Genomic DNA, 12,049 nt, shown 5'->3' with positions numbered 1-12,049 from the left:
GTGCTCAGGCCTCGGTCGACTCGGACTCAGCCGCGGCCTCGTCCTTCTTCTCAGCCTTCTTCTTCTGGGTGATCGCCTCACCCTTGCCCTCGTCGTCACCGCCGAGAGCCTCGAACGACGGACGCGCGGCCTTCGGCTCGGCGACGAGCAGCGGCGCCGGGGCGGGCTCGCCCTTGAACTTCTGCCAGTCGCCGGTCTTCTTCAGGATGGCGAGCACGGGCTCGGTCGGCTGCGCGCCGACACCCAGCCAGTACGCCACACGCTCGGCGTCCACCTCGATGACCGACGGGTTGTAGGTCGGGTGGTACTTGCCGATCTCCTCGATGGCCCGGCCGTCACGGCGGGTACGGGAGTCGGCGACGACGATGCGGTAGTGAGGCGAACGGATCTTGCCCAGACGCTTCAGCTTGATCTTGACTGCCACGGGAGTGGGTTCTCCTGGAATTGACGTGGTTGGGCACGGCGAGATGGCCGCGTGGGGTTGCGGTACCCGAGTGCCCGATGGACGCGTCAGCCGGAGGAGAGAGGGGTCCTGTGCGGCTGTCGAGTACAGCTAGCCATTGTGCCACACGCTGCGGGTCGCTTCGGTACGGGGGCGTGCCCGGGCATGCCTGAGGGACACCCGGCGCGGAGGTGAGGTACGTCGGGTGCTCGCCCGGCGGGAGAGCCGGGTTACGGCTGCCACGAGCAGCCGTACCCTCAGCTCGCCGCCGCGCCCACGATCTCCGGGATCCGGAACGGCTTGCCGCAGCCGCCGCAGACGATCGGGGCCTGCGCCAGGACCGACGGAACCACCCGGACGTTGCGGCCGCAGTCGCAGACCGCCTTGACCCGGACGCCGCCGCCGGAGGAGCCGTGGCGGGCGGCCGGGCCGCGGAACGTGCGGGAGGTGTCGGCGGACGTGGCCGCGGTGTGTGCCTTCAGGGCCCGCTGGAGGCGCTCGATCGTCTGCCGGTAGCGCCGCTTCGCCTCGGGGTTGAGCGTGACCAGCGAGAAACCGCTGCTGGGGTGCGGCTCCTCGGGGTGGTCCAGGCCCAGTTCCTCGGCGATCGCGAGGAATCGACGGTTGTGGTAGCGCCCCGCGCGGGAGGTGTCGCGTACTCCGCGCGCGGCGGCGATGCCGTGGACTGCTTCGTGGAGCAGTCGTTCGAAGGAGAGCTCGTGACCGCAGGCGGACGACGACTCTCCGATCAGGGACTCTGGCGCGGCAAGGTCCGGCAGCTCGGGGTGGTACCGCTGAATGTCGGCCCACGCCTGTGCCAGCTCTGCGGCGAGAACAGGTGGTGTCTGTGTCGTGCTCACGTAATGACAACGAGCCGGGGTGCCGCTGTGTTCCGATTCCGGGGCATCCCAAATAATTTGCACGTACCAGTCAGTTGCGGCTGATGCGTGCTGACGAGGGCGGGTGCGCTGATCTGCGGAGAAGCCTCGCAGCTCGTAACAAGCTGGTGCGTAGCCGACGTACGTCCCGGCGCGTAGCTGACATCCGCCGCCGGGACCGATGTGGTCGGCGAGTACGCAAGAGGTGTTTCGGTCGCTCTCCCGCCGGAAGGGCTCTACTCAGTAAGCGCGCGCGACGACCGCGACGTTACCCGGCGCGTCCTGTGCGTCCGGCACCGACCCGTCCTCGGCGACCAGACACCGTACGGTCACCGCCTGCTCGGCCAGCCTGGCCTCGCCCTCCTCGCCGAGGGCGGCCCACGGTACGCGCGCCCAGTTGCCCGCGCCGACCGCCTCGACGGCCTCCTCGGCCGACGGCACGTCGACGGTGCGGGACTCGCGACGCTCACGGGACTGGCGCAGCAGCAGCGCCTGGTCCTCCTCCAGCATCGCGGGGAGCACGTCCGCGAGCGTGTCGATCGCCACCGGCTCCTTGCCTCCGGGGATCCGGCGGGCCAGCATCGCGGTGCCGTTCTCCAGGTCGCGGGGGCCGACCTCGACGCGCGCGGGCACGCCCTTGAGCTCCCAGTCGACGGCACGGCGGCCGAAGGGGGTGTCGGTGCGGTCGTCGACCCGGACCCGCAGGCCGGCCGCCTTCAGCCGGTCGCCGATCTCCCGGACCTTGGCCAGAACCGCCTCGTCGCCCTTGATCGCGAGGACGACGACCTGGACCTGCGCCAGGCGCGGCGGCACCCGGAGACCGTCGTCGTCGCCGTGCGTCATCACCAGCGCGCCGATCATGCGGGTGGTCGAACCCCAGGAGGTCTGCCAGACGTACTCCTGCGCACCGTCCTTGGACAGGTACCGGGTGTTGAACGCCTTGGCGAAGTTCTGGCCCAGCTCATGGCTGGTGACCATCTGCAGGGCCTTGCCGTCGCCCATCATGCTCTCCAGCGTGAGGGTGTTGACGGCGCCCGCGAACCGCTCCCTGGCCGTCTTGCGGCCGGAGACGAAGTCCATGGCGAGGATGTTCGTCAGGAAGTCCCCGTAGACGTCCCGCTGGATGTGCGCGGCGAAGTCGCGCGCCTCCTCGTACGTGGCGTGCGCGGTGTGCCCCTCCTGCCACAGGAACTCCGACGTCCGCAGGAAGAGGCGGGGCCGCAGCTCCCAACGCACCACGTTCGCCCACTGGTTGATCAGCAGGGGGAGGTCGCGGTAGCTCTGCACCCACTTGGAGAAGTACTCGTTGATGATGGTCTCGGAGGTCGGCCGGACCACCGCCGGCTCCTCCAGCTCCTTGCCGCCGCCGTGCGTGACCACCGCGAGTTCGGGCGCGAACCCCTCGACGTGGTCGGCCTCTTTGGTGAGGTACGACTGCGGGATCAGCAGCGGGAAGTACGCGTTCTGGGTGCCCGTCTCCTTGATGCGGGCGTCCATCTCCGCCTGCATCCGCTCCCACAGCCCGTATCCGTACGGCCGGATGACCATGGTGCCGCGCACCGGCCCGTTGTCGGCCAGTTCGGCCTTGTTGATCAGATCCTGGTACCAGCGCGGGAAGTCGTCCGCCCGCGGCGTGAGTACGGGTGCCTTGGCCATGGCGAGATGCTACGGGCTCACATTGCGGGGATGTGAATTCTCGCCACAGGCACCGGGAAGGCACAAGGAGGGCCCCACTAGCACTGGACGCGGTCGCGAGCCCGGAGTTACCTGACATACGTGGAAAGTGCGCGCGCACGGCACGGGGGCCACGGAACCGGGCACAGCGGCAACTCTCTGCGGATTGGGGCGCTTACCTATGACACCTACGCTCGTGCGGCAACGCCTGTCTCACACGGGACCGACCCCCCGGGTGAACCTGTGCGCACGCGCGCGTGACTGGTCCGAGATCCAGGAGCGGATGCTGGTGCCGCTCTACGAGGCCGTCTACGAGCGACTTGAAGTAGGCCCCGCCGCACGGCTGCTGGGCCTCGGCTGCGGCTCCGGACTCGCCCTGCTGATGGCGGCCTCCAGAGGGGCCGCGGTGACCGGTGTCGACTCCTCCTCCCCCGAACGGCTCGCCCTCGCACGGCAACGGCTGCAACCCGACGCGGGTGCGGGCACGCGCGCGCGTGCCCGCACCCGCGTCGTCGACGGCGCTCCCCCGGACGCGGCCGACGACCGGACGCCCGCGTACACCCTGGTGACCGCCTTCGAGCCGATCGGGTGCTTCGCGGGCGACTCCGAGGGGCTCGACGCGCTGCTCGCCTCCGCGGTGCCGCTCGCCGAGCGCGGGGCGCCCGTGGTGCTGGCCGGCTGGGGGCCGCCGGAGCGTTGCGCCACGTCGGCGGTGCTGCGGGTGGCCGGCCGGCCCGCGGAGTGGCGCCCCGCACCGCGCGACGACCTGGAGGAGGTCGCCCAGCGGGCCGGGCTGAAACCGGACGGCTCCGGCCGGGTGGCCTGCCCGTTCGGCTACGCCGACCTCGACAGCGCGGCGCGCGGCCTGCTGTCGACGGGCCTGCTCGACGCGGCGATGGCCGCGACCGACCAGGAGCACGTGGACAAGGAACTGACCGAGGCGCTGCACCCCTACCGGCGGCAGGACGGCACGGTCTGGATGCCCAACGTGTTCCGCTACCTCATCGCCCGTACGCCCTAGCCTTCCAAATCCTTGGACAGACGTGTGATGCCCGCGATCCGGTACGCGTCCGCCTCCTCCAGCGTCTCGTGCTCCAGCAGCGCACCGGCGAGGGCGTCCAGTTGTCCGCGGTGGTCGCGGAGTTTGCGGCACGCCTCCTCGTAGCACTCGTCGACGATCCGCCGCATCTCGCCGTCGATCACGTCGAGGGTGTTCGGGGCGGCGGCGAGCCCGTACGCCTGCTGGGCGTCGCTCGGGAGGGCGGAGAGGCGGCCGACGCGCTCGCTCATGCCCCAGCGGGCCACCATCCCGCGCGCGATGGCGGTGACCTGTTCGAGGTCGTTCTCCGCGCCCGTGGTGACGACCCCGTAGACCACCTGTTCCGCCGCCATGCCGCCCAGGGCGCCGATGATCCGGCCGCGCAGATACCCCTCCGAGTGCGCGTAGCGTTCCACCTCGGGGGTCGACATCGTCACCCCGAGCGCCCGGCCGCGCGGCACGATGGTGACCTTGCGGACGGGGTCGGCGCCGGTCTGCAGCATGCCGAGGAGGGCGTGCCCGCTCTCGTGGTACGCGGTGCGGCGGCGGTCCTCCTCGGGCATCACCAGGGTGCGCTCGGCGCCCAGCTGCACCTTCTCCAGGGCTTCCGACAGATCGGACGGGGTCACCTGATCCTGCTTGCGCTTGACCGCGAGCAGAGCGGCCTCGTTGGCGAGATTGGCCAGATCCGCACCTGTCATGCCCGGGGTGGTGCGGGCCACCTGGGTCAGGTCCACGTCCGGGGCGAGGGGGATCTCGCGGGTGTGGATCCGCAGGATCGCCTCGCGTCCGCCGCGGTCCGGCGGGGAGACGTTGACCACCCGGTCGAAGCGGCCCGGCCGGGTCAGCGCCGGGTCCAGGATGTCGGCCCGGTTGGTGGCCGCTATGACGACCACGCCCTCCGACCCGGAGAAGCCGTCCATCTCGGTGAGGATCTGGTTCAGCGTCTGCTCGCGCTCGTCGTGACCGCTCACCGACGCGCCGCCGCCGCGGGCCCGCCCGATCGTGTCGATCTCGTCGATGAAGATGATCGACGGGGCCACCTTGCGCGCCTCCCCGAACAGCTCGCGGACCCGGGAGGCGCCGACGCCCACGATCATCTCGATGAACTCCGAGGCCGAGGCGGAGAAGAACGGCACCCCCGCCTCGCCCGCCACCGCGCGCGCCAGCAGTGTCTTGCCGGTACCGGGCGGACCGGCGAGCAGCACGCCGCGGGGCATCTTCGCGCCCATCCTGCGGTAGAGGTCCGGGTGCTCCAGGAAGTCGACTACGTCGTCCAGCTCGCCCTTGACCTCGTCGATGCCGGCCACGTCGGCGAAGGTCGTGCGCCGGGTGCCGGGCGGCAGCCCGACCGGCTTGGGCGGCGCCTTGCGGCCGAGCATGCCACCCGCGCCGCCCAGACCCGTGCGCAGCCGCCGAGCGAAGAAGATCCACAGCGCCACCAGGAGCACCAGCGGCGCGAGGGAGAGCAGCAGGTTGGACAGCAGGCTGCGCTCCTGGACCACCGGCTGCGCGGTCACCGTGACGCCCCGCCTGCTCAGGTTCTGCCAGAGGTCGTCGTCCGCGAAGGCCGGACGCTGTGTCCGGAACCGGGTGTAGCCGCCACCGCCCTCGGGGTTGTCCCGGGCGCTCTTGAGCTGGCCCTGGATGGCGTCGCCCTTGGAGTAGATCTTGTCGACGTTGCCCTGGTCGACCTGTCTGCTGAACTCCGTGTACGAGATCGTCGGCTCGTCGCCCTTGCCGAGGTAGTTCAACCCCACGTAGGCCAGCAGGAAGACGATCACCGCGGTGACGACCAGCCCCCACCATCGACCGCGAATCCTTCTGCCGCCGGGCCGCCGAGGCACCTCGTCCGGGGTGCCCTCGGTGCGCCACGGCCGGTCAGGGGCCCTGGGGGGTGGCGCGGCATTGCTCATATCTGGACGTTACGGCACATGGCGGACCCTGGCACGCGCTGAGGGCGCCCTTCTCCGGAGAAGGACGCCCTCGGTGCCGTACGGCTCGGGGCCGGTCAGCCCATGAACTTCTTGAACTCGTCCGGCAGCTCGAAGTCCTTACCGCCCTGCTGCGGCAGGCCGAAGGCGTTGCCGCCCTGGGCCGCCGCCTCGCGGCGCTGGGCCGCCTCCAGCTCCTGCTGCTTGCGCTTCATCGGGTTGCCGGAGCGCTGCTTGCCCTTGGCCTGCTTGGGCTGCTTCTTCGTGCGGCCGGGACCGCCTCCCATGCCCGGCATCCCCGGCATACCGGGCATGCCGCCGCCCTGGGCCATGCGGGACATCATCTTGCGGGCCTCGAAGAACCGCTCGATCAGGCCCTTCACCGCGCTGACCTCGACGCCGGAACCCCTGGCGATACGGGCGCGGCGCGAGCCGTTGATGATCGTCGGGTCCTGGCGCTCGCCCGGGGTCATCGACTTGATGATCGCGGCCACGCGGTCGACGTCCCGCTCGTCGAGGTTGTTGATCTGGTCCTTGATCTGCCCCATGCCGGGGAGCATGCCGAGCAGCTTGCTGATGCTGCCCATCTTCCTGACCTGCTCCATCTGGGCCAGGAAGTCGTCGAGCGTGAACTCCTGGCCCTTCTTGGAAGCCAGCTTGGAGGCCATTTTCGCGGCCTCTTCCTCGCTGAACTCCTTCTGCGCCTTCTCGAACAGGGTGGCCAGGTCACCCAGGTCGAGGATGCGGGAGGCCATCCGGTCCGGGTGGAAGACGTCGAAGTCGTCCAGCTTCTCGCCGTTCGACGCGAACATGATCGGCTTGCCGGTCACCGAGGCGATCGACAGGGCCGCACCGCCGCGGGCGTCGCCGTCGAGCTTGGAGAGGACCACACCGTCGAAGCCGACGCCGTCGCGGAAGGCCTCCGCCGTGTTGACGGCGTCCTGACCGATCATCGCGTCGACGACGAAGAGGATCTCGTCCGGTGAGACCGCGTCCCGGATGTCCGCGGCCTGCTGCATCATCTCCTGGTCGATACCGAGGCGGCCGGCGGTGTCGACGATGACGATGTCGTGGAGCTTGGTCTTGGCGTGCTGGACGGAGTCCTCGGCGACCTTGACCGGGTCGCCCACGCCGTTGCCCGGCTCCGGGGCGAAGACGGCCACGCCCGCGCGGTCGGCGACGACACTCAGCTGGTTGACCGCGTTCGGCCGCTGGAGGTCGGCGGCGACCAGGAGCGGCGAGTGACCCTCCGCCTTGAGGTGCTTGGCGAGCTTGCCCGCGAGGGTCGTCTTGCCGGCGCCCTGCAGACCCGCGAGCATGATCACGGTCGGGGGCTGCTTGGCGAAGCGGAGGCGGCGGGTCTGGCCGCCGAGGATGGTGACCAGTTCCTCGTTGACGATGTCGAGGACCCGCTGGGCCGGGTAGCGCGAACCGGAGACCTCGTCGCCGAGCGCACGCTCCTTGACGTTCTTGATGAACGCGCGGACGACGGGGAGGGCCACGTCCGCTTCGAGGAGCGCGATGCGGATCTCGCGCGCCGTGGCGTCGATGTCCGCCTCGGAGAGCCGTCCCTTGCCGCGCAGGTTCTTGAAAGTCGCTGAGAGGCGATCGGAGAGAGTATCGAACACGGCGGCGTCGGTCCTCGGAGTCGGGGGCAGTCTGAGCGTCTTCCAGGGTATCCGGCCACGCAAGATACTCGCCCCCACCTGCCGTACTCGGCGGGCGGGGCTCACGACCGGCGAACGCGTACGGCGTCCGCCGGGTCACGCGCGCAGCGCTTCCTCCAGCGTCCGGGCCACGGACACCGCCTCCTCCGTCGGCAGCGGCGCCCCCTTGGGGGCCGTGACGTAGAAGGCGTCCACGGCGTTGGAGCCGAGGGTGGAGACATGCGCGCTGCGCACCCGTACCCCCGCCTCCTCCAGCGCATGCCCGATCCGGAACAGCAGGCCGGGCGCGTCCTGGGCGCGGACCTCGATCACCGTGGCGTGGTGGGAGGCGGCCGGGGCGACCGTGACGCGCGGCGGCGGGGCCACCCGGCCGCGGCGGCGGGGGTAGGCGGCGTCGCGTTCCGCGAGGCGGGCGGCGATGTCGAGGGTGCCGTCCAGTGCGCGTACGAGGTCGGCGCGCAGGCGGGCGGCCTGGGGCAGGGAGCCGTACTCCGCGGCGACCCGCCAGTCCAGGAGCAGGACCGAGCCCTCGTCGAAGCCGTCGGGCATGTCCAGTGCGCGCAGTTCCGCCGTGCGGACGGTCAGCCGGTGCATGGCGAGGACGCCGGCGACGGCGGGCAGGACGCCGGGCTGGTCCGGGACGGCGATGAGCAGCTCCACGCCGAGGGGCTCGGGTTCGCCCGAGGGTTCCTCGCTCGGCGGCTCGGTCTGGGCGCGCAGCGCGAGGACCGGCCCGCCCGTGCGGAACGCCTCGACGGCGAGCCGCTCCTGCTCGGCGGTGGGCGCGGCGGCCTCGGGCTCCTCGGGGGCGTCCCCGGCGAGCACGGCGGAGACCCGCTTGACCAGGTCGGCGACGAGGGAGCCGCGCCAGGAGGACCAGGCGGCCGGTCCGGTGGCCAGCGCGTCCGCCTCGGTGAGGGCGTGCAGCAGTTCGAGTGTGCTCTGGGTGCCGACGGCCTCGGCGACCGAGCGGACGGTGGCCGGGTCCTCCAGGTCGCGCCGGGTCGCGGTCTCGACGAGGAGGAGGTGGTGGCGTACGAGTGTGGAGAGCACGGCGACGTCCGCGCGGTCGAAGCCGATCCGTGCCGCGACGTCCTTGGCGATGATCTCGCCGGCCACGGAGTGGTCGCCCGGCCAGCCCTTGCCGATGTCGTGCAGCAGCGCGGAGACGAGCAGCAGGTCGGGGCGGCTGACGCGGCGGGTCAGCTCGGAGGCGCGGACGGCGGTTTCGATCAGGTGCCGGTCGACGGTCCAGATGTGCACGGCGTTGCGCTGCGGGCGGCAGCGGACCCGCTCCCAGTCGGGCAGGAGCCGGGTGATCAGGCCTTCCGCCTCCAGCGCCTCCCAGACGTCCACCGTCGGCTGGCCGGAGCCGAGCAGGGTGACGAGCTGCTCGCGGGCCTCGGCGGGCCAGGGCGTGGGCAGAGGGCGTACGCCGGCCGCCATGCGCCGTACGGCGTGCAGGGAGAGCGGGAGCCCGGCCTGCGCGGCGGCGGCAGCGGCGCGCAGCGGGAGTACGGGGTCACGGTCGGGGCGCGCGGCGCGGGCGAGCACCACCTCGCCGTCCTGTTCCACGACCCCCTCGGCCAGCGGAGACCTCTCGGCGCCCGGTTTGCCGCCGCCCAGCATGGCGCGCAGCCTCGGCCGCACGGCGCGCGACCGCAGCACGCGCCCCACTTCACGCCAGGTGACGTCACTGGCGTACGAGATGACCCGTGCGGCCTCGTACACCTGGCGCAGCAGGGTGTCGGCGTCGAGGAGGCCGAGTTCGGCGGCCACCTGGTCCTGCTCCTGCAACGCCAGCCGGTCGGTGGCCCGGCCGGTCGTCAGGTGCAGGGCGTCGCGGACGTCGAGCAGGCGCCGCCGGGCGTCGGCGAGACCCTCGCGGGGGGCGTCTGCGAGCCAGGACGCGGCGACCGCGCGCAGGGCGGTGGCGTCGCGCAGGCCGCCACGCGCCTCCTTGAGGTCGGGTTCCAGCAGGTACTGCAGCTCGCCCTGGCGTTCGGCGCGCTCGGCGCACAGCTCCTGGAGCTCGGGGAGACGTTTCGGCGCCTGGTTGCGCCAGTCGGCGAGGACCGCCGTCCGCAGCCCGGCCGTGAGGCCGAGGTCGCCGGCGAGGTGGCGGGCGTCGAGGAGGCCGAGCTGGACCTTGAGGTCCTCGCCGGCCGTCTTGCGGGCCTCGGCGGGGGTGCGCACGGAGTGGTCGAGGGCGAGACCGAGGTCCCAGACCGGATACCAGATGCGGTCGGCCAGGGCGGCGACCGCGCCGGTGTCGTTGCCGTCGTGCAGCAGCAGGAGATCGAGGTCGCTGCGCGGGGACAGCTCTCCGCGTCCGTATCCCCCGACGGCGACCAGGGAGACGCCCCGGATCCCGTCGGCCGCCGCGCCGAACAGCCCCGACAGCCAGTCGTCGGTCAGTTCGGCGAGGGCGGCACGGCGCGGCGGCCCGGACCGCGCCCCCTCGCTGAGGAGGCGCAGCCGGGCCGCCGCGTAACCGCTGGGTCCCGAGTCATCCGCTTCGTTCCGCACATCCGTACTCGACACCCAGCAGCTCCTGCCTGTATTCAGGTGGTTCTGTTCTACAGCGCGTCCGGGCCGCGCTCGCCGGTCCGCACGCGTACGGCCGTCTCGACCGGCAGGGACCAGACCTTGCCGTCACCGATCTTGCCGGTGCGGGCCGCCTTGACGATGACCTCGATCAGCTGTTCGGCGTCGTCGTCCTCGGCCAGCACCTCGATGCGGATCTTGGGGACCAGGTCGACCGTGTACTCGGCGCCGCGGTAGACCTCGGTGTGGCCCCGCTGACGACCGTAGCCGCTCGCTTCGGTGACCGTCAGTCCGTGGACGCCGAAGGCCTGGAGGGCCTCCTTGATCTCGTCGAGCCGGTGGGGCTTGACGACGGCGGTGATGAGCCTCATGCGTCCACCTTCTTGTTCTGCGCGCCGGCCAGGGCCGAAGCGGCGACGGTCCCGACGACGCCACCGCCGGCGCCGCTGAAGTCGTATGCGGTCTCGGCGTGCTCGGCCTGGTCGATGCCGGACACCTCTTCATCCTCGGTGACCCGCATGCCGATGGTCTTGTCGAGGAGGAAGGCGAGGACGGCGGAGGCGATCAGGGAGTAGGCGAGGACGGCGAAGACACCGGCGCACTGCTTCCACAGCTGGTCGAAGGAGTGGTCGCCGTAGAAGACGCCGGTCGCGGTCGACTGGCCCTTGCCGGTGGCGAAGAAGCCGATGAGCAGGGAGCCGATGATTCCGCCGACCATGTGGACGCCGACGACGTCGAGGGAGTCGTCGTAGCCGAAGCGGAACTTCAGGCCGACGGCCGCGGCGCAGGCGACACCGGCGATGGCGCCGACGGCGATCGCGCCGAGCGGGGAGACCGCGCCACCGGACGGGGTGATCGCGACCAGGCCGGCGACCGCGCCGGAGGCGGCGCCCAGAGTGGTGAACGCGCCGTGGCGGATCTTCTCGTAGGCGAGCCAGGCCAGCATGGCGGCGGCGGTGGCGACCTGCGTGTTGACGAACATCAGCGCGCCGACGCCGTCGTCGTTGCCGAGCCACGAGCCGGCGTTGAAGCCGAACCAGCCGAACCACAGCAGACCGGCACCGAGCATGACCAGCGGGAGGCTGTGCGGGCGCATCGGGTCCTTCTTGAAGCCGACGCGCTTGCCGATGACCAGGATCACGCCGAGGGCACCGGCACCGGCGTTGATGTGCACCGCCGTACCACCGGCGAAGTCGATCACACCGAGCTTGAAGGCCCAGCCGTCGGCGCCCCAGACCCAGTGGGCGACCGGGACGTAGACGACCGTGAGCCACAGGGCGACGAAGAGCGACCACGCCGAGAACTTGACGCGGTCCGCGAGGGCACCGCTTATCAGGGCCGGCGTGATCACCGCGAACATCAGCTGGAAGACCATGAAGACGAAGATCGGGATGGTGTAGCCGTCCCAGAGCTCCGTGAGCCCGATGTTGCTGAGGCCCAACCAGTCCTTGTTCCAGCCGAGGAGGCTGGAGCCCGTGCCGAAGGCGAGGGAGAAACCGTAGAGAACCCACAGGATGGTGACGATCCCGATGCTGATGAAACTCATCATCAGCATGTTCAGGGTGCTCTTGACGCGGACCATGCCTCCGTAGAAGAAGGCGAGGCCCGGTGTCATGAGCAGCACCAGGGCGGAACAGATGAGCATGAAGCCTGTGTTCGCGGAGGACAGCTTGGGTGCCTCCGCGGCAAGCGTGATGGCTGGTGCCATCGGCGTCTCCTCGTCGATTGGTACGGCCCCGTGCGGGCGAAGCCTGAGCGAGCGGTCCGGTCAGTGAGGGGTGAGCCGGTTATGCGCCATGAGATTGGCGCAGCGCGGTTTCGGTGGAAGCCCCTCGTTGTTTCGCCGGGGTGACGAAGACGCCCTGTGT

The 12,049-nt window shown here is 71.1% G+C and carries 9 protein-coding genes; 1 reads left to right on the top strand and 8 read right to left on the bottom strand.

Annotated elements, in window-relative coordinates:
- Positions 1 to 4: 4 nt before the first annotated feature.
- The 3 genes from rpsP to proS form a co-directional block, all read right to left on the bottom strand.
- Positions 5 to 424 carry a 30S ribosomal protein S16 gene (gene rpsP, locus ACZ7L0_RS29890; RefSeq protein WP_171152431.1) on the bottom strand — a complete coding sequence of 140 codons (420 nt, stop codon included), beginning with the start codon at positions 422 to 424 and terminating at the stop codon, positions 5 to 7.
- A gap of 275 nt (positions 425 to 699) precedes the next feature.
- The gene (locus tag ACZ7L0_RS29885) at positions 700 to 1,302 is read right to left on the bottom strand and encodes a hypothetical protein (RefSeq protein ID WP_471245623.1); all 603 of its coding nucleotides are present in this window, start codon (positions 1,300 to 1,302) and stop codon (positions 700 to 702) included.
- Positions 1,303 to 1,560: 258 nt separating this feature from the next.
- The gene (gene proS, locus ACZ7L0_RS29880) at positions 1,561 to 2,976 is read right to left on the bottom strand and encodes a proline--tRNA ligase (RefSeq protein ID WP_471245622.1); all 1,416 of its coding nucleotides are present in this window, start codon (positions 2,974 to 2,976) and stop codon (positions 1,561 to 1,563) included.
- A gap of 199 nt (positions 2,977 to 3,175) precedes the next feature.
- Between proS and ACZ7L0_RS29875 the strand changes: the two genes are divergently transcribed.
- Positions 3,176 to 4,015, top strand: a complete 840-nt coding sequence (locus tag ACZ7L0_RS29875; RefSeq protein WP_471245621.1) for an SAM-dependent methyltransferase — start codon at positions 3,176 to 3,178, stop codon at positions 4,013 to 4,015.
- On the opposite strand, the gene ftsH is transcribed toward ACZ7L0_RS29875, so the two are convergent.
- From ftsH to ACZ7L0_RS29850, 5 genes are all read right to left on the bottom strand, one after another.
- Positions 4,012 to 5,949, bottom strand: coding sequence for an ATP-dependent zinc metalloprotease FtsH (gene ftsH / locus ACZ7L0_RS29870; protein WP_471245620.1), 1,938 nt, complete (start codon positions 5,947 to 5,949; stop codon positions 4,012 to 4,014). The genes ACZ7L0_RS29875 and ftsH overlap by 4 nt on opposite strands.
- A gap of 95 nt (positions 5,950 to 6,044) precedes the next feature.
- Entirely contained in the window at positions 6,045 to 7,595 is a 1,551-nt protein-coding gene (gene ffh / locus ACZ7L0_RS29865; protein ID WP_471245619.1) for a signal recognition particle protein, read from the bottom strand.
- A gap of 135 nt (positions 7,596 to 7,730) precedes the next feature.
- The gene (locus ACZ7L0_RS29860; protein ID WP_471245618.1) at positions 7,731 to 10,178 is read right to left on the bottom strand and encodes a [protein-PII] uridylyltransferase; all 2,448 of its coding nucleotides are present in this window, start codon (positions 10,176 to 10,178) and stop codon (positions 7,731 to 7,733) included.
- A 35-nt stretch (positions 10,179 to 10,213) separates the two neighbouring features.
- Positions 10,214 to 10,552: a P-II family nitrogen regulator gene (locus ACZ7L0_RS29855; RefSeq protein ID WP_030750857.1), complete on the bottom strand. Its 339-nt coding sequence runs from the start codon at positions 10,550 to 10,552 to the stop codon at positions 10,214 to 10,216.
- Positions 10,549 to 11,889 carry an ammonium transporter gene (locus ACZ7L0_RS29850; RefSeq protein ID WP_471245617.1) on the bottom strand — a complete coding sequence of 447 codons (1,341 nt, stop codon included), beginning with the start codon at positions 11,887 to 11,889 and terminating at the stop codon, positions 10,549 to 10,551. The genes ACZ7L0_RS29855 and ACZ7L0_RS29850 overlap by 4 nt, the downstream gene beginning before the upstream one ends.
- Positions 11,890 to 12,049: the final 160 nt, after the last annotated feature.

The sequence above is a fragment of the Streptomyces sp. NPDC039424 genome, assembly GCF_055639495.1.
Note: the sequence above shows the minus strand (reverse complement) of the source record. Positions and strands in the feature narration are given on the sequence as shown.